24 protein-coding genes and 1 tRNA gene are annotated in these 20,584 nt (G+C 64.7%); 12 read left to right on the forward strand and 13 right to left on the reverse strand.

Annotated features, from left to right (window positions below):
• Positions 1-56 precede the first annotated feature (56 nt).
• Positions 57-1,016: a zinc-binding alcohol dehydrogenase family protein gene (locus ABZX86_RS28995; protein WP_355127829.1), complete on the forward strand. Its 960-nt coding sequence runs from the start codon at positions 57-59 to the stop codon at positions 1,014-1,016.
• Between the two features lie 48 nt (positions 1,017-1,064).
• Here ABZX86_RS28995 and ABZX86_RS29000 read toward each other — a convergent pair whose 3' ends face one another.
• Positions 1,065-1,475, reverse strand: coding sequence for a cupin domain-containing protein (locus ABZX86_RS29000; protein ID WP_355127830.1), 411 nt, complete (start codon positions 1,473-1,475; stop codon positions 1,065-1,067).
• 64 nt (positions 1,476-1,539) lie between these two features.
• Here ABZX86_RS29000 and ABZX86_RS29005 point away from each other — a divergent pair, with 64 nt between their 5' ends.
• Positions 1,540-1,980, forward strand: a complete 441-nt coding sequence (locus tag ABZX86_RS29005) for a nitroreductase/quinone reductase family protein (protein ID WP_355127831.1) — start codon at positions 1,540-1,542, stop codon at positions 1,978-1,980.
• On the opposite strand, the gene ABZX86_RS29010 is transcribed toward ABZX86_RS29005, so the two are convergent.
• The 3 genes from ABZX86_RS29010 to ABZX86_RS29020 are packed head-to-tail and all read right to left on the reverse strand — an operon-like array spanning position 1,977 to position 3,671.
• Positions 1,977-2,834: a helix-turn-helix transcriptional regulator gene (locus tag ABZX86_RS29010; RefSeq protein WP_355127832.1), complete on the reverse strand. Its 858-nt coding sequence runs from the start codon at positions 2,832-2,834 to the stop codon at positions 1,977-1,979. The two genes, ABZX86_RS29005 and ABZX86_RS29010, sit on opposite strands and share 4 nt — an antisense overlap.
• Positions 2,831-3,361: a DUF6879 family protein gene (locus ABZX86_RS29015; RefSeq protein ID WP_355127833.1), complete on the reverse strand. Its 531-nt coding sequence runs from the start codon at positions 3,359-3,361 to the stop codon at positions 2,831-2,833. Before ABZX86_RS29015 ends, ABZX86_RS29010 begins: the two co-directional genes overlap by 4 nt.
• Positions 3,345-3,671 (reverse strand): hypothetical protein, encoded by a 327-nt coding sequence (locus ABZX86_RS29020; RefSeq protein WP_355127834.1) that lies wholly within the window; start codon positions 3,669-3,671, stop codon positions 3,345-3,347. The genes ABZX86_RS29015 and ABZX86_RS29020 overlap by 17 nt, the downstream gene beginning before the upstream one ends.
• A gap of 194 nt (positions 3,672-3,865) precedes the next feature.
• On the opposite strand from ABZX86_RS29020, the gene ABZX86_RS29025 reads away from it, so the two are divergent.
• Positions 3,866-4,381: a hypothetical protein gene (locus tag ABZX86_RS29025; protein ID WP_355127835.1), complete on the forward strand. Its 516-nt coding sequence runs from the start codon at positions 3,866-3,868 to the stop codon at positions 4,379-4,381.
• Between the two features lie 87 nt (positions 4,382-4,468).
• Here the strand turns inward: ABZX86_RS29025 and ABZX86_RS29030 are convergent, their stop codons facing one another.
• Positions 4,469-5,296 (reverse strand): acyl-CoA thioesterase domain-containing protein, encoded by an 828-nt coding sequence (locus ABZX86_RS29030; protein WP_355127836.1) that lies wholly within the window; start codon positions 5,294-5,296, stop codon positions 4,469-4,471.
• 741 nt (positions 5,297-6,037) lie between these two features.
• Between ABZX86_RS29030 and ABZX86_RS29035 the strand changes: the two genes are divergently transcribed.
• The 6 genes from ABZX86_RS29035 (at position 6,038) to ABZX86_RS29060 (ending at position 11,952) form a co-directional block, all read left to right on the forward strand.
• The gene (locus ABZX86_RS29035) at positions 6,038-7,423 is read left to right on the forward strand and encodes an FAD-binding oxidoreductase (protein WP_355128300.1); all 1,386 of its coding nucleotides are present in this window, start codon (positions 6,038-6,040) and stop codon (positions 7,421-7,423) included.
• A gap of 57 nt (positions 7,424-7,480) precedes the next feature.
• The gene (locus ABZX86_RS29040) at positions 7,481-8,359 is read left to right on the forward strand and encodes an ATP-binding cassette domain-containing protein (RefSeq protein ID WP_355127837.1); all 879 of its coding nucleotides are present in this window, start codon (positions 7,481-7,483) and stop codon (positions 8,357-8,359) included.
• A complete protein-coding gene (locus tag ABZX86_RS29045; RefSeq protein ID WP_355127838.1) occupies positions 8,356-9,570 on the forward strand; it encodes an ABC transporter permease in 1,215 nt (404 codons plus the stop codon). The genes ABZX86_RS29040 and ABZX86_RS29045 overlap by 4 nt, the downstream gene beginning before the upstream one ends.
• Before the next feature lie 50 nt (positions 9,571-9,620).
• Positions 9,621-9,692, forward strand: a tRNA-Gln gene (locus tag ABZX86_RS29050).
• 138 nt (positions 9,693-9,830) lie between these two features.
• Positions 9,831-10,676: a MerR family transcriptional regulator gene (locus tag ABZX86_RS29055; protein ID WP_355127839.1), complete on the forward strand. Its 846-nt coding sequence runs from the start codon at positions 9,831-9,833 to the stop codon at positions 10,674-10,676.
• A gap of 268 nt (positions 10,677-10,944) precedes the next feature.
• Positions 10,945-11,952: an acyl-CoA desaturase gene (locus tag ABZX86_RS29060; protein WP_355127840.1), complete on the forward strand. Its 1,008-nt coding sequence runs from the start codon at positions 10,945-10,947 to the stop codon at positions 11,950-11,952.
• 13 nt (positions 11,953-11,965) lie between these two features.
• Here the strand turns inward: ABZX86_RS29060 and ABZX86_RS29065 are convergent, their stop codons facing one another.
• Positions 11,966-12,421: an SRPBCC domain-containing protein gene (locus ABZX86_RS29065; RefSeq protein ID WP_355127841.1), complete on the reverse strand. Its 456-nt coding sequence runs from the start codon at positions 12,419-12,421 to the stop codon at positions 11,966-11,968.
• A gap of 228 nt (positions 12,422-12,649) precedes the next feature.
• Here ABZX86_RS29065 and ABZX86_RS29070 point away from each other — a divergent pair, with 228 nt between their 5' ends.
• Positions 12,650-13,309 carry a hypothetical protein gene (locus ABZX86_RS29070; protein ID WP_355127842.1) on the forward strand — a complete coding sequence of 220 codons (660 nt, stop codon included), beginning with the start codon at positions 12,650-12,652 and terminating at the stop codon, positions 13,307-13,309.
• 58 nt (positions 13,310-13,367) lie between these two features.
• Here ABZX86_RS29070 and ABZX86_RS29075 read toward each other — a convergent pair whose 3' ends face one another.
• Together ABZX86_RS29075 and ABZX86_RS29080 are read right to left on the reverse strand one after the other, a co-directional pair.
• Positions 13,368-13,739 (reverse strand): hypothetical protein, encoded by a 372-nt coding sequence (locus tag ABZX86_RS29075; protein ID WP_355127843.1) that lies wholly within the window; start codon positions 13,737-13,739, stop codon positions 13,368-13,370.
• On the reverse strand, positions 13,733-13,987 hold the full coding sequence (locus ABZX86_RS29080) for a hypothetical protein (RefSeq protein ID WP_355127844.1): 255 nt from the start codon (positions 13,985-13,987) through the stop codon (positions 13,733-13,735). The genes ABZX86_RS29075 and ABZX86_RS29080 overlap by 7 nt, the downstream gene beginning before the upstream one ends.
• Before the next feature lie 173 nt (positions 13,988-14,160).
• Here ABZX86_RS29080 and ABZX86_RS29085 point away from each other — a divergent pair, with 173 nt between their 5' ends.
• The gene (locus ABZX86_RS29085) at positions 14,161-14,898 is read left to right on the forward strand and encodes a TetR/AcrR family transcriptional regulator (protein ID WP_355127845.1); all 738 of its coding nucleotides are present in this window, start codon (positions 14,161-14,163) and stop codon (positions 14,896-14,898) included.
• 4 nt (positions 14,899-14,902) lie between these two features.
• Here the strand turns inward: ABZX86_RS29085 and ABZX86_RS29090 are convergent, their stop codons facing one another.
• Positions 14,903-15,892, reverse strand: coding sequence for a diiron oxygenase (locus ABZX86_RS29090; RefSeq protein ID WP_355127846.1), 990 nt, complete (start codon positions 15,890-15,892; stop codon positions 14,903-14,905).
• Between the two features lie 136 nt (positions 15,893-16,028).
• On the reverse strand, positions 16,029-16,403 hold the full coding sequence (locus tag ABZX86_RS29095) for a hypothetical protein (RefSeq protein WP_355127847.1): 375 nt from the start codon (positions 16,401-16,403) through the stop codon (positions 16,029-16,031).
• A 214-nt stretch (positions 16,404-16,617) separates the two neighbouring features.
• On the opposite strand from ABZX86_RS29095, the gene ABZX86_RS29100 reads away from it, so the two are divergent.
• A complete protein-coding gene (locus tag ABZX86_RS29100) occupies positions 16,618-17,583 on the forward strand; it encodes a hypothetical protein (RefSeq protein ID WP_355127848.1) in 966 nt (321 codons plus the stop codon).
• Positions 17,584-17,597: 14 nt separating this feature from the next.
• Here ABZX86_RS29100 and ABZX86_RS29105 read toward each other — a convergent pair whose 3' ends face one another.
• The 3 genes from ABZX86_RS29105 to ABZX86_RS29115 form a co-directional block, all read right to left on the reverse strand.
• Positions 17,598-18,281: a class I SAM-dependent methyltransferase gene (locus tag ABZX86_RS29105; RefSeq protein ID WP_355127849.1), complete on the reverse strand. Its 684-nt coding sequence runs from the start codon at positions 18,279-18,281 to the stop codon at positions 17,598-17,600.
• A 167-nt stretch (positions 18,282-18,448) separates the two neighbouring features.
• Positions 18,449-19,012: a hypothetical protein gene (locus tag ABZX86_RS29110; RefSeq protein ID WP_355127850.1), complete on the reverse strand. Its 564-nt coding sequence runs from the start codon at positions 19,010-19,012 to the stop codon at positions 18,449-18,451.
• Between the two features lie 90 nt (positions 19,013-19,102).
• The gene (locus tag ABZX86_RS29115; RefSeq protein ID WP_355127851.1) at positions 19,103-20,581 is read right to left on the reverse strand and encodes an NAD(P)/FAD-dependent oxidoreductase; all 1,479 of its coding nucleotides are present in this window, start codon (positions 20,579-20,581) and stop codon (positions 19,103-19,105) included.
• Positions 20,582-20,584: the final 3 nt, after the last annotated feature.

A 20,584-nucleotide genomic window follows, 5' to 3' on the forward strand; every position in this document is an offset into this window, starting at 1 on the left:
TGCGACACCTTCCGGCCGCCGGCCACTATCCCGCCGGCGCAGAATCAGGAGACCTCATGCATGCCGCAGTTGTCCGTTCCTTCGACAGCCCGCCAACCTTCGACACCTTCCCGACGCCGACCGCCTCGGGCGAGCACGACGTCCTCGTGAATATTGTTGCGGCAGGGCTACATCCACGAGTCCGCTCAGCAGCGGACGGCAGCCACTACAGCTCCGACGGTTCTCTGCCGATGATCCCCGGCGTCGACGCGGTGGGTCGCACGGCTGAGGGTGAACTGCTCTACTTCGTCGCCCTGGACACCGCATTGGGGACCATGGCCGAATATGCCGTCGTTGACCGTCGGCGGGCCATCGCCCTGCCCCCGGGCACCGATCCGATTGCCGTGGCCGCCGCCATGAATCCCGCCATGTCGTCCTGGGTGGCGCTGCGCCGCCGCGTCGCCTTCCAACCGGGCGGATCCGTGCTGGTCATGGGCGCGACCGGCAATGCCGGACAGCTTGCGGTCCAGATTGCCAAACACCTCGGCGCCGCCCGGGTGATCGGCGCGGGCCGCGATGCGGAACGCCTCGAACTGGTCAAGAGTCTCGGCGCCGACGAGGTGGTGAGCCTGGATGGCAGCGACACCGAGATCACCGACCGTCTCGCCCGGGCGGCCGCAGATGTCGACGTCGTCATCGATTACCTGTGGGGTCACCCCACCGAACTGGCCATGCCCGCACTTCTGACCGCCCGCACCGACCGCTCGAAAGCATTGGCCTGGATACAGATCGGCTCGATGGCCGGCGCCGACATCACGCTCCCGTCATTCCTGCTGCGCGCGGGAAATCTGAATATCATGGGCAGCGGCCAGGGTTCAGTGACGACCGCGGGCATCCTGGCCGAATTACCTTCCCTCGTAACAGAAATCGCCTCCGGCACCCTGGCCGTGGATCCGCTCCCGATGCCACTGGATCAGGTCGAGCAGGCATGGAAGACCCCCACCGCCCCCGGGCAGCGCATCGTGCTGGTTCCCTGAACCCGCGCGCCGCCACCGATGGCTTCAAGTACCCGATTGTGTTGAAAGTCAGCGCGATTCGCCGTTCGCAGTCGGCTGCGCGTCGGCGTACTCCTTATCAGTGACGTGCACGCCCCAGGTGACCTCGTCGCCTTCCCACAGCGCGAGATGTGTCATGAAGTGTTCTGCGGTCGCACCATGCCAATGCTCCTCACCTGGCGGCGTCCACACAGTGTCACCGGGTCGCATGACGATCACTCGCCCGTCACGAGTCGCGACCACCCCGATACCCTCGGTGACGTGCAGGGTCTGGCCGACGGAATGGGTGTGCCAGGCAGTGCGAGCGCAGGGGCTGAAGCGCACCGAGTTCAACCGGGTGCGGGACGGGTCTTCACCGCGGTAGATGGTGTCGATCCACACGTGGCCGGTGAAGAGCGTGTCCGGCCCTTTGATGGTGGGTACTGGGCTCAGCAATTCCATGATTCTCCTCGAATGATGTGGCAGTTCCGGCAATATCCTGCGGCCCGGATCAGTTGGTAGGCGCATGACCGATGTAACACGCCAGCAACTCCACCAAGGCATCATCGACGAATTCCGCGCCAACGGCGGACAGGTCGCACAGTTCACCGACCGTAACCTCCTGCTTCTCACCACAATCGGCGCCCGCACCGGCGAACCCCGCACCTGGCCCCTGGCCTACATTCGCCGCGGCGACGACGTGGTCATCTTCGCCGCGAACGGTGGCCGCCCCCACCGCCCCGGCTGGTACTTCAACCTGATCGCCACCCCCACCGCCACCATCGAGGTAGGCACCGAATCCTGGCCAGTCTCAGCAACAGTCGCCACCGCCGAAACCCGCCCCCAAATCTGGCACACAATAGTCGACTCCTCCCCCGCCGTCGCCGACTCCATCACCCAATTCCAATCCCAAGTCCCATGGGAAATCCCCCTCATCACCCTCACCCGATCTGCTGACAGTCACTAGCGACGGGGCCGAAACGCGGACTCTCGTCGAGCCTCCAACGCCTTGGTGACCAGCTTTCGCGCCGCGTCTCCCGTTACCGACTGGTCGGCGAGCATCTCGAAGGCACGCCCGTATGCCACTACTTCACGCGGTTGCGTGATGGTCAGTGCTGCGGTCACGCCTTCGACGACCGCCAGGCGATTGTCGTAGATGATGAAATTCGTTGCGGACACCAGGTATTGGGCCATCAACGGAATGATGCCCAGGAGCACCCGAGGAAGTGACATCGCAGTCAGGAGCCGGTCGAGCTGCCCGAACATGACATCGTCATCGCCCACCGTCGTATAGAGGGCTTGCTCACCGATGAGGTAGTGGACGCGCCGATTGCCTCGATACAGGTACCGCTGCTGCCGGTCCATCCGTGCCGCGACCGCTTCCTCGGCATCATTCGGAGTTCCATTGAAGTCCGCGACTTGCCGGAAGATCGCTTCCGCGTACTCCGGAGTATGGAGCAGGCCGGGTATCAGAGCAGGATCGTAGCCACGAATGAGCGTAGTTGCCGACTCGATTTCGTTGACCTTCTGCTGCGCCCGGCGGATGCCGGCTCCGAGCGAGCGCCGCCATTCGAGGTATGCCGACTCGATATTGCGGAGACTCGCAACCAGGTCGGCTATACAGGTTTCCGCGTTCGTGAGCGTGCACCAGGTCCGAATGTCGTCCTCGGTCGGTGTCTGCTTGCCGTACTCGATCTTCGAGACTTTGGACGGATGCCAGCCCGCAAGCTCGGCGAGCTGGCGTCCGCTCAGTTCAGCATCTCTGCGATGATCTCGAAGCTGCGCTCCGAGCGCTTCGCGCGCCTTGTGGACGGTGGTCACGCAGTGACGGTAGTCCGCCGGTAATCGGCATACGGAATCGCTTGCCCCCACACAGCATTGCGGATCTCGACGCAATGCTTCACGAACGCGGGGTCCGTGGTGACAGCCGCTCCGGCAGCTGCACCGTCTGGGCTGAACATCGTGTACGCGACGGTCGCGTCGTCGAATAGCCAGTAATCGTCTGCAGGCAGCTCATCGGCATTGACGAGGTGGCGCGGCAGATACCGAACATCCTCGCCTGCTTCGATATTCAGCGGCGAGACGACCAGACTCCATCGGACGTAGTCGACATGCGGTTCCGTGACGACCCGCACGCGAGTGAAGGCCACCCCACGATCCCCGGACTCCCGGACGAGATCCAACCAGCCTTGCAGCCAAGCGAAATCGTCACGCTCGCCGTTCAAGAATTTCTGGAACGGCGTCGATTCCTCCGGCGTCTCGTAGCTGTCCTGCACTTCCAGATGGAATGCCGACCGCTGGCACGTACGGAACAGGCTCGTGAAGTTGTCGTCAATCATGTGCAGCATCGCGGCGAATCTCTTTCCCGACAGGCACTTCGACACTGCGTTCGTGAGCTGGAGTATCCATCTGTGCCAGCGCTTCCGGATCGATGACCGGGTCGCCGGTTAGGGTAAACGTGCCGTGCCCGGTGTCGTGCAACAGTGCACCGAGGCACGTACCAGGCTCGAGGTAAGCCAGTAGCGGGTGCGGTATTTCGATCAACTCCGGCTGATTCGGCACCCGCCACCCCTGGCACACGTAGGTGCCGCGGTCCGAGGCGTACAGCGTCGGTGAATGGTTGCCCTGGGTGTTCTTACCGAGAAAACGCAAGCGCATGACAGTGCCTCCGTATGAGAGTTACCAGACTCCCAGTATCGCGCGAAATTCAGTGCACGTCCGCTCTCTTGTCAAGAAATCTCAAGCAATTTCGTGGCATTGCAAGACAACTGCCTCCTACCGTCACAGATGGACGCTCGTAGCCGAACCCATCGCTGGCCTCGAGCGCATACCCAAAACGGACAGAGGTCGAAATGACTTGGCGCACAAGGCTCGTGCAGTTCCCTGGCGGCCTGCTAGAGGTCCTCGCCTACGAAGGGGAGTCCGCCAACGAACCGGGGGTGTACATGGAGCACTTCCTGCCCGTCGGACAGAACGGCGATCGACCGCAAGGGGAGGCAATGCTCTACAAGCCAACAGCATTGGGCTATCTGCGGACCGATGTGTCCGGCGCCAGCCGGTTCTGGGACGAATCGCAGATTCGCGATCTCGCAGCTCGCCTCGGATACGACTTCTCCGGCATGGTCCGCTACGACCCGCTGTCGGGACGGCGGCCGCTGGCCCGGCTCAAGGCTCAGGCCACCCGCCTCGACGCGCAGGCGGTGATCGTGCCCGGATCCGACCATTTCGAGGGCGGACAGGTTCCACAGTCATTGCTCAGGCAACTCGACTTGATCATTGTGAGCCCCGAGGAGACCCACACACGACGGCCGACATCGCCGCGGGGGCCGGATGCGGATGTCGTGAATCGCCGACCGTGGCCACGTTGAGCGCGCATTACGTGTCGGCAGGACTTCGCCGTCGCTGTGGCGGACCAGCGACTCGATCCGCCACAACACCCAGGGATGAGATCAAGCTCAGGAGGCCTCGGCGACCGATTCCTTGCCGAGGGATGCCAGATCGACCTGCCGGAGCGGATTGGCGAGGGCACTGACCGTCGCGGTGGCGATCGGACCGTCATGGTCGTAGACGATCGCGGTTCCGGAGGAGATGCCCTCGGCGGCGAATTGGCTGTCCACCTCGATCCCCATCCCCATCGGAACGGACTCAGGTAGTCGGGCGAACGTCATCGACAGATCAATGTTGATGTAGCCCACCCCCTCCGTCCCCCAGTGGCACACAAGATTCGCCTGGTCACCGAGGATCGCCGCGGCTACGAAGGCACTCAGTTTCTCGCGGGCGACAAGCTCGCCCACCCGCGGCATCCACGTCCTCTTACGCGATGAGTTCATGTGGTCGCTCAGTTCGGTCGACCAGCCGCCGAACTCGTCACTTGCGTAGAGCTGTTGGTCGTCGGGAAAGTCGTCCGGAGGAACTGGCGGTTTGCGAGTGCTGGTCCACATCTCACCCGGTGGTGGCCCCGACTTCCGCAGGAACGCGAGAGTGGCTCGCGCGACGGGCGTGTCCCCTGCCATGAGTTCCGCGCTGGCGGCACACAGTCGCCGCTGGTTGCGAGAGGTGCTGGTGCGCACCGAGAGTGGGACCGCGGGCACGGGACGGTGTAGTTCGACGAAGAACCGCGCCGGGCTGAAGCCCTCCGGCAGACACTGACGCTCGAGTTCGTGTGCGAGCAGCCCGCACACCGCAGGGCCCAGCAGAGCTTGATCTGACCAGAGGCTGCGGGCGAGTGGTAGCGGCCGGAACTCCTCGCCGGATCGTTCGAAGAACGCAGGAACGGTGATCATCTGTCTCCTTGCGGGACGAGTCTTTCCGGGACAGCGCGATCATCGGAGTTCCAATCACGCTGGCACGCACGACTATTCGAGCCATACCGACATAATTTCCGCCGATACCGAGGACGATACTTCACCCCTGCGCGTGCCGCATTTCGGCGCCGATGCACCTGTCTGCGATACCGGCCACTAGCGGGCTGGAGCCGGTTCAGGCCGGATCAACGGTGCCGACCGGAGGGCGCCTCCACTCGGCACATGTCAGACCGAGGTCCAGCGTCAGTTGTTTCTCACGACAGGATCGGGTACGGCAGAGCGGTTCTCGTCACCGAGCGCCTCCCCGAGCGCTTGCGGGTTCCCCGCCAGCATGAGTCCGATCCTGTGGGAGACGAGCCGGCCGACAGCGTCGAGCCGCTGTCGCACCCCACCGCCGATCCGCTCAACGAGCTGACGCGCGGCAGCTTCAGCGAATGCCATTCAATTCCCCCATATGTCAACATGATTCGTACGTGACGCTCAGATCTTCACACATAGAAAGTAAGTCTGCGTCTGTCTGTGAACGTGCGTCTCGGTCGTCGGGGTACGCGACATGTGATGCCAATGTGGATTTCCCTCGACTTCGGCGATGACCGCCAAGCCCCCACCGGATGGGCAGAGCACAATGCTCGCGGAGCACCCCCTGGTCGGGGGCGGGGGCGGACGAGGTGGGGGAAGCGGGGTTACCGTGGCCGGGTGACTATCACTTCAGGGGGAACGGTGATCGATCGGCGGGCTTTGAGTGGGTGGAGTCGGACGGCTTCCTCTGTGGCGGATGTGCTTTCGCCGGCTGATGTCGATGAGGTGGCTCGGGCGGTGCGGGAGGTGGGGCCTCGGGGGGTTATAGCTCGGGGGCTGGGGCGGAGTTATGGGGATCCGGCGCAGAATGGGGGTGGGCTGGTTGTCGATATGACTGCTATCGATCGGATTCACAGTGTGGATCCGGATAGTGGTGTGGTCGATGTGGATGCGGGGGTCAGCCTCGACAAGTTGATGCGAGCCGTTTTGCCGCACGGGTTGTGGGTGCCGGTGTTGCCGGGGACGCGGCAGGTGACCGTGGGCGGTGCTATTGCGTGCGATATCCATGGGAAGAACCACCATTCGCATGGGAGTTTCGGCAATCATGTGGTGTCGATGGAGCTGTTGACCGCGGACGGCTCGGTGCGCAGGCTCGAGCCGGAGGGGGCGGGGTCGGAGCTGTTCTGGGCGACCATCGGCGGGATGGGGTTGACGGGGATCGTCGTGCGGGCGCGAGTGCGGATGAAGCACACCGAGACCGCGTATTTCATTGTCGACAACGACCGCACCGAATCACTCGAAGAGACCATGGAACTGCTCACGGGCGGTTCGGACGACGGTTACGAATACTCGATGTCGGTGCCCGACACCATCAGCACCGGGGCGAAGCTCGGGCGAGCCGGGTTCAGCCGGGGATCGCTTGCCACACTCGACCAGTTGCCGGTCGAAATGCGCGCCGATCCACTGAAGTTCGATGCGCCGCAACTGTTCACGGTGCCCGATATCTTCCCGAGCGGGATGGTCAACAGGTTCACGGCCCGTATTCTCGCCGAGGCCGCACATCACGCGCTTCCGAAGCATGCGCGCGGGCGGATCCAGAATCTGACGCAGTTCTATCACCCCCTGGATCTACTCGGGGAATGGAATCGCGCCTACGGCAAGCGCGGTTTCCTGCAGTACCAGCTGTCGATGCCGTTCGGGGCCGAGGACCAATTGGCCGATGCGGTGCGTGCGATAGCGCATTCGGGCCATCCCTCGTTCCTGAATGTGTTCAAGCGCATGGGCCCGGGCAACCGCGCGCCGCTGTCGTGGCCGCATCCGGGATTCATGCTCAGCCTGGACTTTCCGATCGCGCCCGGACTGCACGAGTTCTGCACGGAATTGGATGAGCGGGTGCTGGCGGCCGGGGGCAGGCTGTACTTCGCCAAGGACTCGCGCACCTCACCGGAGATGGTGCGGGCAATGTATCCGCGACTGGAAGAATGGCGGCGCATCCGCGATTCCGTCGACCCGGAGCGGGTGTTCGTCTCCGATATGGATCGACGACTGCACCTGGTCGCCGACGAACCGGGTACCGGACGCCGCTAGCAGTAGATGAGAACCGGCCGGCCCGAGTCGGCCGGTCGAACCGTATGGGGAGAATTCATGCTGGAAGTCGCGCATTTGGTGCGCCGATTCGGCGACAATGTCGCTGTTGACGATGTGTCCTTCACCGTGCAGCCCGGTGCGCTCACCGGATTTGTGGGCGGTAATGGCGCAGGCAAGACCACCACCATGCGAATGATCATGGGCGTCTTGGCAACCCACGGCGGCACCGTGAACTGGCAGGGCCGGGCGGTGACCGCGGCGGATCGGCGATCCTTCGGCTATATGCCGGAGGAACGCGGCCTGTATCCGAAGCAGCCGGTACTCGATCAACTCGTCTATCTCGCGCGTTTGCGCGGGCTGGCGGCAGTCGATGCCAGAAAGCATGCGCTGCAATTGCTGGAGCGATTCCAGCTCGGCGATCGGGCGAAAGACAAGCTCGAGTCATTGTCGCTGGGCAATCAGCAGCGGGTGCAGATCGCGGCGGCCGTCATCACCCAGCCCGCCGCACTCATTCTCGATGAGCCGTTCTCCGGCTTGGACCCCGTCGCCGTCGATGCCATGGCCGAACTGCTGGGCGAGTATGCCGCGCAAGGCGTTCCGGTGCTGTTCTCCTCGCATCAGCTCGATCTGGTCGAGCGCCTGTGCGACCATCTGGTCATTCTCGCGAAGGGTCGTGTGGTCGCGCAGGGACCGGCCGCGCAGCTGCGCAATTCGGGTCCTGCGCGGTATCGACTGGTCGTCGGCGGCGACAGCGGCTGGCTCGACGACTTCGCCGGAGTTCATATCATCGAGAACAACAGCGCGGGCGTACTCCTGGAACTCACCGAGGCCAGCACCGACGATCTGCTCACCGCCGCGCTGGCGCACGGTTCGGTACGGGAGCTGGCCGAGGTGCGGCCGACGGTGTCGGAGATCTACCGAGAGGTGACGGCATGAGTTCCCCAACACCCGAATCGGCCCAGCGCACAGCCGAATCCGCCCCGGCCGGTGTTTGGCGCATCGTCGCCCAGCGGGAAATCGCGGTGAAGCTCCGGGATCGCGGCTTCCTGATCTCCACGATCGTGACGATTGTCGCCATCGTGGCCTCACTGACGATCAGCGGCATCATCAGCGGTCGCACCACGAATGTCGCCGTGGCGATCGTCGGCAGCGATACCGCTCAGATCGTCACCACCGCGACCAACCTGGCCCACAGCGCCAATAAGAAGATCGATTTCACAACGCACGAGGTGACCGATGCCGCCACCCTCGACCAGCAGGTTCGCGACGGCACCGTCGATGTCGGCCTGCTGCCCGCGGATTCGGGCTGGCAGCTGATCGGCAAGGCGGCGAAGAACGACGACGCCTCCACCTATCTCAGCGCCGCCGTCCAGCAGATCACGCTGCAGCACAATGCCACTGCCGCGGGCACCTCACTGGAGCAACTCGGCCGCGGCAGCACGGTGAACTACATTCTGCTCGACAAGGCGAGTGTCGATCCCGGGCTCGCGAAACTCGCGGCCATCGTCTTCGCCCTGCTGTTCTACCTGGCGTCGGTGCTGTTCGGCATCGCCATCGCCCAGAGCGTGGTGGAGGAGAAGCAGAATCGCATTGTCGAGATCCTCGCCAGCGCGATTCCCCTGCGGCAGTTGCTGATCGGCAAGGTGGTCGGCAATACCACCATGGCCTTCGGTCAGCTCGCCCTGTTCGTGGGTGCGGGCTTGATCGGCCTGGTCGCCACCGGCAAGGGTGATCAGCTCGCGCCGATCGCCGGAGCCGCGGGCTGGTTCATCGTGTTCTTCGTGGTGAGCTTCCTCGCGCTGGCGAGCCTGTGGGCCGTGGCGGGCGCGCTGGCCACCCGCAGCGAGGACCTCCAATCCACCTCTACCCCACTGTCGATGGTCATCATGATCGTGTTGTTCGCCGGAATCTTCCTCTCCGGCCCCGCACGGGTAATCGCGTCCTATATCCCGCTCGTCTCCGTCGTTGCCATGCCCAGCCGCCTCGCCGACGGCACGGCCTCCTGGTGGGAACCCATCATCGCGCTCCTGCTGACAGCGGCCGCGACCTACGGCACGGTATCCATCGCCGAGAAGCTTTACCGTCGCTCCCTCATGCAAACTCAAGGCCGCCTGACCATTCGCCAGGCCCTGCGCGTGGAGGACTGACAGTAAATCCGTTGCTGCCCTGCCGGTTTCATGAGACCGTCATCCCACACTGGGGTATCGGCTAACCGGCAGGCCAACGCACTTTGACTGCGTGAATCGAGGTTCGAATCCTCGTACCCCAGCGTGGAGAGTGATCCGCGACGGTTCGCGGGACCGCTTGCTAAGCGGATCGAACGCTGCGCGTTTCGGGTCCGACTCCTGCGCTCTCCGCTGCCGGGCGCTGCGGGCAGCGAGACTCTCCCCCGAGGGGAGCATCCAGAATGGATCCCATGCTGTCGTATCTGTCGATCGGTGACTTCTCGCGCGCCACCCACATGACCGTCAAGACGCTGCGCCACTACCACCGGATCGGGCTGCTCGAACCGGCCGGAGTGGACCCGAATACCGGGTATCGCCAGTACACCGCCGATCAGATTCCGATCGCACAGGTGATTCGGCGCTTCCGCGACCTGGACATGCCCCTCGAACAAATCCAGGCGGTGCTGTCCGCACCGGATCTGATGACCCGCAATGAGCGGATCTCCGCCCACCTGGCCCGGCTCGAGGACGAACTCGGCCGCACCCAGCGCGCGGTGTCGTCCCTGCGAAACCTGCTCTCCCCCGGCGTATCCCAGCAGGAACCGCGTATCGAACTGCGCAGCCTGCCCGCGACGCCCGCGGCCGCGATCACCGATATCGTCGACGCCGCGAGCGGTGCGGCCTGGTCGCAGGGCGCGCTGGGCGAGTTGACCGCCACACTCCATGCGCAGCAGCTGCGCATCGACGGCCCGCCGGGCGGCATCTTCGGCGACAGCATCTTCACCGAACACCTCGGCCAGGCAACGATCTTCCTGCCCTGCACCGGCGAGGTGCGCCCGATCGGCCGGGTTGTCGCGCTGGAAATTCCGGCGGTGGAGATGGCCGTCATCGAACATGCCGGATCGCCGGCCGATGTCGATCAGGCCTACGGGGCGCTGGCCGAATTCGTTTCCCGCCATGCGCTCGCCGTCGACGGCCCGCTGCGCGAGTACTACCTGGTCGGCCAGCGCGATACCTCGGACACCGCGCGATGGCGCACCGAGGTCGGCTGGCCGGTCTTCCGGACCACCGTGCCGTCCGTGCGCTGACCGGGGCGAAATCGTCACGCAGATGTGTCGCTGTTCCGCACATCCGTTCACCCGATGGTGGCTCCGATGCGACATGCTGGTGTCGAGGCAGGCCGACGGTTCTGTGCCGACTTCGGATATCGCGTGCAGCGGCATACGCTGGCACACCGACTGCTCAATTACAACAGCGACGGCAGGATGTGCAGAGCCCGTGGTGGTAGATATGGCGCAACTTCGGTCTGCGTCGACGGCGGAGACCGGATCGCCGACGGCGTCCGATTCCGTACCGATGCGCGGCAGTGAATATGCGGTGTTGTTGCGACGAGTACGGCAGGCCGGGCTATTGGATCGGAAGCTGCGGTACTACGGCTGGAAGATCGCCGTCACCGCAGCGGCATTCGCAGGCGGGTGGGCGGTGTTCATCGCGCTCGGCAACTCGTGGTGGCAGCTTGTCACGGCGGTGTTCCTGGCGGCGGTGTTCGCCCAGATCGCCTTCCTCGGTCATGACGCCGGGCACCGGCAAATCTTCGCCACCCGGCGGGCCAACTACCTGTTCGGGGTGATCGCGGGGAATCTCGGCATCGGGCTGAGCATCGGCTGGTGGACCAGCAATCACAACCGGCATCATGCGCACCCCAATACCGAAGGCGCCGACCCGGATGTTTCGGGTGTGCTGGCGCATTCCGGCGAGCGCGCGGCGGCCGGAAAGGGCTTCCGGCGGTTCATCTTCCGCTACCAGGCCTGGCTGTTCTTCCCGATGCTGCTGCTCGAGGGCGGCAGCCTGCACTACTCCAGCGTCCGGGCCGTCGTGAAATGGCCGATCCCGCACCGGGTCTGGGAGGGCGTGCTGCTCGGCGCACACGCGCTCGGGTATCTGACCACGGTGTTCCTGGTGCTGTCGCCGGGCAAGGCGCTGGTGTTCATCGCTGTTCAGCAGGGTCTGTTCGGGTTGTACATGGGCTGCACGTTCGCGCCCAATCACAAGGGTATGGCCGTGCTCTCCGAGGGCGATGCCACCGACTTCCTGCGTCGTCAGGTGCTGACCTCACGCAATGTGCGCGGCAGCTGGCTCACCGATACCGCGCTGGGCGGCTTGAACTATCAGATCGAGCACCACCTCTTCCCGTCCATGCCGCGGCCGTGCCTGCTGCGGGTGCAGCCGCTGGTCGAGGAGTTCTGCGCGGAAATCGGACTGCCCTACTGCGAGACCAGTCTGTTCGACTCCTACGCGCAGGCGCTGCGTCACCTCAATACCGTCGGCAAGCAGGCCGCTCGGGAACCAGTAGCGGTGAGCTGACGGGCTCGACCCGTCAGTCGTCCAGCACCTGCCGCAGTCGTGACAGGGCGCCCTTCCAGACTCGTTCCATGGCATTGCGGGCCATCTTCTGCCGCCGGTTCTCGATATCGAAACCGGTTTGGGTCAGCAGCAATCGGGTGCCGCGGCCCTGGGGCTGGATCGTGAAATCCACCACCCAGCGCGCCGGATAGTCGGCGCGCAGATCGACCCAGGTGATGGTCAGCTGCTCCGCGGGCCGGGCCATCAGGACCTCGCAGGCGATCTCATCGGTCGGCTGCGTCGCGTTCCGGCCGCTGGGCACCGCGAAGATGAAGTGCGTTCCGATGGCCGGGACGAACCCGATCGACGGCATCAACCACCGCTCGACCAGAGTCGGTTCGGTCAGCGCATGCCACACCGCATCCGGCGACCGGGGGAAGAAGCTGCCGATTTCGACTGCGGCAGGATTCAATTCCGAATCAGATATCACCGGTGCACCACCTCAACGGATCCGAACATCTCCCCACCTTTCCACGGCGGACCGCCGATAATCCAGCGCAGCAGACGGTGTTTCGTCACAGTGGGATCTCCTGGGCAGCAGTAGATCTCGCCCGCCGTGTCGGCATGCGATGCCATCGCGGCCCGTTCCGCAATTTTGCAGGCGTGGCGGGCGGCCGGTTTGGGCGTTCTGTCGGCGGACGCCGTTAATGTGCGAACTATGGTCAAACCGGAATCGGCCCTGCGCCGACTGATGCGGGATACGGGAACACTGCTGCAGCCGTACGGCTTTCACGGGGACGAGCCAACCTGGGTTCGGGTCGAGCCGGGTGGCGTGGCAACCGTGGGCCGCACCCGCACATTCCGAACCTGGACCGGTGGACAGCAGGTGCTCCGCTTCGGTTTGAGCCTGAGCGCCACCCCCGCCGCCTGGTGGGAGTTCTGCCAATGGCGTGCCGAACGACTCACCCTCCCCGCCGTTCCGATCGAGCAGGCCACCGGTCCCGCCCTGCTGACCGACGCCGAGCTACCCGACGCGATGACCGAGATGTGGTCCCTGCGACTCGATCCCGAGCTCCAGGGCCATGTCCACAAGAGCGATGTCGAGGCCATCCGCGCCGAGCTGGCCCGCCGCGTACACGCCTACGCCCGCCGAGCCCTGCGCCTGCTCGAACCCGACCGGTATCTCGATGAGCTGCTGGCACAAACCAATCCGCACCTCGGAACCTGGGAGGCGATCGTCGTCCTACTCGCAGACCGCGGCCCCAGCACGCAACTCGATGACGCCCTGCACCAACTACTACAGTTCGCGGAACGCGATACTTCGGCATACGCCGAGGACGTCAGCGCCTACGCGCGAACCCGGTCTGCACTGGTCTGACTTCTCGCGACGAGATTGCTTGTGCACCAGAGGGAACCGCGACCCAGGCATGAGTCGGCTACCGTTCCGGGGAGATCACGGTGTCGGGGGCGATGAGGCTCACCAGGGCGCCGACGACCTGCCGCAGAGTGGATTCGCTGACCACGCCGATGCGTTCTTGCAGCCACGGTCGGTACATAGGGGTTATTCGGTAGATGACAGCGGACAGGCCCGGCAGCGGGTCGGTGTCGGAGAACGGGACTGCCAGCCCGGGCATTCTCGGGGCGAGCTCGACCGGGACCGCGAGCACGGTCGGCAGGATCGCGTTCGCGGCGGTGCGGGACAGGATCAGCACGCGGTCGCTGCCGAGGGAGGAGGGTTTCTCGCGTCCGGCGATGGTGGGCAGGTAATGCCACAGCTCCCCGTGCGCGGGTGTGGCAGTAGTTACCACTGGGCGCCGTCGGCGCGAATCGCCTCGGCCATGGCGGCGCGTTCGGCCTCGACCTCGGCAAAGTACTCGGCGCCGGCACGGCCCTGAGCGCGTTCGTAGTCGGCGGCGATGTGCGCGGAGGCGGTGAGCAACTTGTCCCGCAGCGCCTCTTCGGCGAACGCCGAGAAGGTGATGCCGAGCGCCGCAGCGACCTCCCGGGATTGCTCGAGAACGGTGCCGTCCAAGCTCAGCGATGTATTAGCCTTCATAATACGAATCGTAGCAACGATTACGGTACGGCTGCCCGTAAGTCAGATTCACCGGATCACTCAGCGATACCATCACGGGTATATGCGCGTGGCAGGCACTGCGTCGGAATCGACAAACCTGCCGCACCGCCCGCTGTTCCGGGTCTGGACACATCCCGCCTAGACTCGGCGGGGTGTCCAGTGCCGAGCCAGTCACGCCCGCTGCGGTCGGGGGGCGGCAGGCGCGCTGGCAGCCGCACAATGATGAGCGGCGGGAGCGGATCATCGCCGCTGCGATCGAATTGCTCGATGCGAGTACGCCTGGGGCGGAGCTGCCGATGCAGCAGATCGCTGAGCAGGCCGGACTTGCGAAATCGGTGGTGTATCGGCAGTTTTCCGGGCGGGAGGACCTGGATCGGCATGTGCGCAGTGCCATCTGTGCCGAGTTCGCGGCGACCGTGGATGCGGCGCTGGATGTCAATGACGGGTCGATCAGTACGATCTTGTCGCGGGCGGTCGGGGCGGTGGTCGATTGGATCGCCGAGCATCCGCGGCGGGACGAATTCGTCCGGCGGGGGCCGGGGGTCGGGGATCCGGATGATCTGTCGGCGATGGTCGGACTGCAGGCGGAGATCGCCGGGCGGGCTCGCAGGTTGGTGTCGGGATTGGCCGGGGTGGTCGGCGTGGTTGATGAGCCGGCGGTCGACACCATGACCTTCGCGATCGTGTCGATGACCGAGACGACGGTGAATCGGTGGACCCGCGACCCGAATCCGGCGTTGAGCCGTGCGGAACTGGTTGCGGCGGTGTCGGGTTACGCGTGGAGTGTGCTCGACGGAGTCGCGCGCGGGCACGGGCTGACGCTCGACCCGGAGCGTCCGCTGCTCACGGTGTTGAGCGAACTCGCGGCGAGCCCGCTCCCGCTGGAATGATTCGCTACGCCGCGCGCCTGTCTGGTTCGCTGCGGTAGCGCGAGGCGACGCCGTCGATATGCAGCATCGACCACAGCCGCCGCGACACCGGATTCATCATCCCCAGATCGCGGGCGAGCGCACGCATATCGCCGAAGTAGCCCGACAGTATGCGGCGCGAATGCGGGCCCTCCCAGAAGGCTTCGCGCATCACCTCTTCCGGGATGTCGAACTGCGCCGCGAACGACCGCGGCGGGGCCATGATCTCGCTCGCGAGCCAGCGCATGGCCAGCGGGAACGCCACCGAGGAGACCGCGCGCCCGGCCTTACCCATCCGGGACAGATGCGCCTCGAGGAATTCCCCGGCGAAGGAGATGTGCCGCGCCTCCTCGGCGACGTGGATCTCCATGGTGCGCAACACCGCCGGCGGCACATTGCCGCCCTGCCGGATCAGCGCCTTCTGATAGTGGTCGATCGGCTCCTCACCACCGAGAATGCCGATGAACAGAATGACGTGCGCATAGCCGCCCGCGACACCGATGAACGGCGAGAGCATCTTGAACAGCGGCCGCATGCCGGGCACATCCACGCCGATCCGATTGACCAGTTCCTGGAACATCTGGATGTGGTTGCACTCCTCGGTCATCTCGTGGAGGCAGTAGCGGAACTCCGGAGAACCGTTGGGCAACTTCATGATGTACTGCATCATTCCGCGAATGAGGACGCTCTCGAAGGCCGCGCCGACCTTGATGACATTGGCGATCCGCCAGCGGCCGATCTCGATCTGCCGGTCCAGCGGCAGGTTGCGGTACCACTCGGTGGCGCCCAGCGGATCGTATTCGGGGGCCAGCACCCAGCGCGGATCGTGCGGATCCAGCTGGAAATCCGGTGCATCCCAATCGATATCGAGATACGGATCGAATCTGCGGTGCACAGATCCGTCGGACAGGGTGGCCAGCGCCGCGCGATAGTCGGCGTCGAAGAACTCGGTGCGAACCGAATCGGACAGCGTCATCGATGTCTCCTCGTGCAGTGGGGCGGCGCAGGACCGCCACCCGTTCCGAGGATATATGGGACCCGCGGTCCCACACAATAGTTTCGGCCCGCCGGCACCCAGACCGGGATCAGATCGTCCCCGGTCGGCGCCGAATTCACCGGGAAACGCTCTTGAGTGCGGCCAATAATCCAGCACCGGCATAGATGGCGTACGCGGCCCCGAGCATGGCATCGGAGGCATCGCGCCACTGCGCTCGCACCGGCGCCGGGACGTCCTCGAGGGTGAACTGCTCGTAGTCGATACCGGCGCCGAGCGCCTTGCGGCGCAGGGTGATGTCGGCGGCGATGCGGTGCAGGGCTCCCCGCTCCGGCGGACTCCACACACCGCCGAATCGGCGCGTCTGCAACTCGGCGGTAATGGCGGCCAGATGCTGATAGCAGCCGATCTGCCGGCGCAGTGCCGCCGGATCGAGCGCATCGCCCGCGGCGGCCTCGGCGACGCGCCGGTGATCAATGTTTTGCACGGACATTGCTGGTGATCCTTCTCATCACATGCAACCGAAAGCTACGTCCCAGAAACGGGACTCTGCTTCCGAAATGGGAGCGATCTCTCTCCAGCCGGTGCCTTTCGAACTATAGCACAACCGCATGACGAAGCCCGTGGTAACCGGGCAGCAAACCTGCTGTGCCGCAACGCTTTCGGCGATTGACACACGTCATTGCCGATTGACTAGTGTTTCTGGCGTGCGCTTTCCGGGATCTTGGCTCTGTGTGGACGTCATCGCGACACGATTGGCGGCGGCGGAGGACATCGTCATTCACAGCGCAGCGGGGCTACGGGTGGCCAAAAGACTACGCAGGGAGGACATGGCCCTCGGATTCAACAAAGAGGGCCGGGTGTTGTTCGAGCAGCTCGTCCGGGAGGCGCTCACCTTCGGCCCGCGCGAGGACCGGCAGTCCCGCGCCGGGTCGATCGAATTCCGCACCCACTGGGTGCTGACACCGGACGAGGTCCCGGTGGGGCTGGTCGTCTGGCTGGGCCCCGGGCCGGTCCCGCCCCGGCCCGATTACAACAGCTGGATAATGGATCTCGAAGCCGTGGCCACCTCCAGCGCCGGCGACGATCTCGCGAGCATCGGCGACGGACGCCGGGTCGGTGAGTACCGGCCGATCCGCGAGCTACTCAAATTCATGAACCCCGATGACGTGCAAGCGTTCTTGAGTCTGTACTACGACGCCCGGACCGGGCCGAAAGGCACACGCGCGGAGGCGTATTGGTCGGTGCTCCCCACCGGCACCGACCAATTCACCCACTTCTGGTCCTCGGCGATAGTCCCGGAAGCCGGTGCGCTGTTCGTCCACGGAATCACCGTGAAGCTCGCACACCGCGAGTACACCCCGCAATCCACGCGCGGCATGATCACCGGCGGGGGCACCCTGGTCATCGTAGACCCGGGCACTCGGGTGCCGGTCACGGTGTGGGGCAAGCTCACCGATCTGCTCGCCGACGACGGCGTGGTGGCCGAACTGCTGGGACAGCTCGATATCGACAAGATCAGCGCCGATGCTTCCGCACTGATCGAGGACACCGTGACGCTCGCCGGCGGCGGGCGCTACCACGCCTCGGCCTTCCTCATGCCCACCTCGCAGAAGCGGCCGGTGCATCCGCTGGCGATCATGTTGCACGCCGAGGGCGGTACAGCGGCCTGACCTCAGCGGCCCGATCAGTGTTCGCGCCGTGGATGTCTGGCGGTCCACAGGGCCATCGATCCCCGCATCTGGATGTCCACCAGGCTGAATTCGCGTTCGAGAGCAGCCCGCAGGCCCTCGAGGTCATCGTCTTCATTGTGGAAGATGCCATTGGAGTTGAACGCTCGCGAGGTGGCCCGGCTCAGCCAATTGGTGGGCACACCGACATTGAGCACGGTCGACCCGAAGAACACGCCGCTACCGGCGAGAGTGTCTGCGATATGCGCGAATGCGATGCCCTTGCTGTCCCAGCCTCCGGGTACGCAGTGCATCAGCAGACTCGCGGCGACCGAACCGTATCGGCGGCGCTCGACGGGCAGTGGCTGGAGTACGGATCCGATATGCACCTCCGGATCGAGGCCGCGGGCGCGCAGGCGGTCGGCGGTCACGGCCAGCGCGGGTTCGCTCAGATCGACGAGGGTGAGCCGGGGATGAGTGCTCGGGTAGGTCGCACGGCGCAGGAAATAGCCGGTGCCGACCCCGATATCGAGATGATCGTTCGAGATGTTGCTGTCATAGAGTGCCCGCAAATGTCTTGTGGGGCAACGCCATACCAGATGGTTGTTGAAGCCCAGCACATATAGGTCGTAGATGTTGAGCCAGGTGCGCGAGTACGCGCGAGCCCCGGCTAGTTCGGCGGTGGTGACATCGATCCCCATAGCAGGTGACCCTCCGTGAAGCGCGCGGCGCGAAACCGCTCGGCACAGGTAGCTCTGCTTGGGGCGCGGGAGCACTCTCTCCGGCCCGATGCGCTTCGAATCATAACCGCCGACACTGCCGGTTGCGACTCAAACAGCTTTCGCCCGTTGATATTTGACCGAATCCCTCAAGCCGTCGGCCAGTACGTCCACTGATGCGGGCGGAACAAGGTCGGGTACACGGGCAGCTCGGAACCGGGACCGTTGAGTACTTTTGCCAGCTCATCGGCTTCCGCAGGGTCGATCTCGCCTCCCGATGCGGCGACGCCGAGTACATCCACCGCCCACGCCCCCGGCGTCACATTCTCGTGCGTCCAGGTCGGCAGCCAGGGCATCAGATTGACATGGATTGCGGGACGAAGTCCCCTGGCAGCCAACAACTCCCACAGCGCGCCCAACTGCGCCGCACTCGGAGCGGGATGACGGAAGTACACCTCGGGAAGTTCGGCGACGACGCGGTGCCAGGCGATCGGCGCATGGACCTGGCACACGGCCGGTTCACTCCCCTGCGCCCGGTCCAAGCCATAGACATCGCCCGTATTGTCGCCTGTGCCGTCGTGCCAGTGCAGCGGCCGATGCGACCACGGTTCGATCACCTGCCACAGCGCCGGCGGCATCGCCGCACGCAGTTGCTCGGTGAATCGCGCCAGATGCCGATGTGACAGATCCGGCCGGAAAGACCCCGACTCCACGTTCACTCCTGCCGATCGACCCCGTCCAGACGTGTTGCCGGACAACGGGCATCGTCTCACAGGACCAGCGACGAATCCGCTATCACCACGTCAAGCATTCACCTCGGCCACGCGAGGCGTGGTGTCGTAGGACTCGACATCGAACTTCCGAAGCTTCTGCCGGAAGCGGAAACTGAAGTCCGGCCACAGCGTGGCGTTCTTGCCGTTCTTGTCCAGGAACCAGCTGGTGCAGCCGCCGGTCACCCAGACGCTGTCGGCCATCTTCTCCTGCAACTGCTGATGGTAGTTGTCCTGCACGTCCTTTCGGACCTCGACCGATTGCAGACCCTGCTGCTCCATCGTCTTGATCGCGTCGAGAACGTAGTTGATCTGGGATTCGATGATGTAGATCAGCGAGGTGTAGTTCAGCCCGGAGTTCGGGCCGAGCATGACGAAGGCGTTCGGGAAGTTGGCGACGACCGTCCCCTTGTAGGCCGAAATACCCTCGGCGTCATACAGTTCGGACAGTGTGCGCCCATCGCGGCCGCGGAACACCTCCCACGTCGGCGAGTCGGTGACCCGGAAGCCGGTGCACAGCACAATGGCGTCCACCTCACGCTCGGTGCCGTCCTCCGATACGATCGAGTGTCCCCGAATCTCCTTGATGCCATCGCTGACCAGATCGACATCGTCGCGAACCAGCGTGGGGTACAGCTCATTCGAGATCAGCATGCGCTTGCAGCCCAGGCGGTAGTCCGGGGTCAGCTGCTTGCGCAGCTCGGGATCACGGACCTCGTACCGCATCTTGATGCGTGCGATCAGTTCCAATAGCACCGCTGCCTGCGGGAACTTGGTCTGCAACACCACGAACAGCTCACGGTTCGCGTAGATGGCCGCACGGATCAAACGCTGCAGGCCGGGAACATGTTTGAAGGCGAAGCGCTCGAACGCCAGGTACCGGCGCCCGAAATGCGGCAGCACCCACTGCGGAGTGCGCTGGTAGACGTCCAGGTGCGCGACCTCGGAGGCAATGGACGGCACGATCTGGGCGGCCGAGGCGCCGGCGCCGATCACGGCGACCCGGCTGCCCGCCAGATCAGTCTCGTGATCCCAGCGCGAGGAGTGGAAGATCTTCCCCTCGAAAGTATGAATTCCCTTGATATCCGGCAGACTCGGCTCGCAGAGCACCCCGACCGCGGAGACCACGATATCGGCGGTGAACTGACCCTTGTTGGTCTGGATCTCCCACCGGGAATCGGTCTCGTTCCAGCTCGCACCGGTCATTTCGCACCCGAAGACATGCTTGTCCCGGACGTCGTACCGGTCGGCGATACCGCGGATGTACCGGTGAATCTCCGCCTGCGGTGAGAACGAGCGCGTCCACTCCGGGTTCAGCGCGAAGGAGTACGAATACAGGTGCGAGGGCACATCGCAGGCCGCACCCGGATAGGTATTGTCCCGCCAGGTGCCGCCGACGTCATTACCGCGTTCGAGCACCACGAAGTCGGTGTACCCCTGCTGACTGAGCCGGATGGCGGTGCCCAGCCCGGCCAGACCACTGCCGATGATCAGAACATGCTTGTGTGTCATGGT

It is taken from the genome of Nocardia sp. NPDC006630, assembly GCF_040611495.1.
Classification (GTDB): domain Bacteria; phylum Actinomycetota; class Actinomycetes; order Mycobacteriales; family Mycobacteriaceae; genus Nocardia.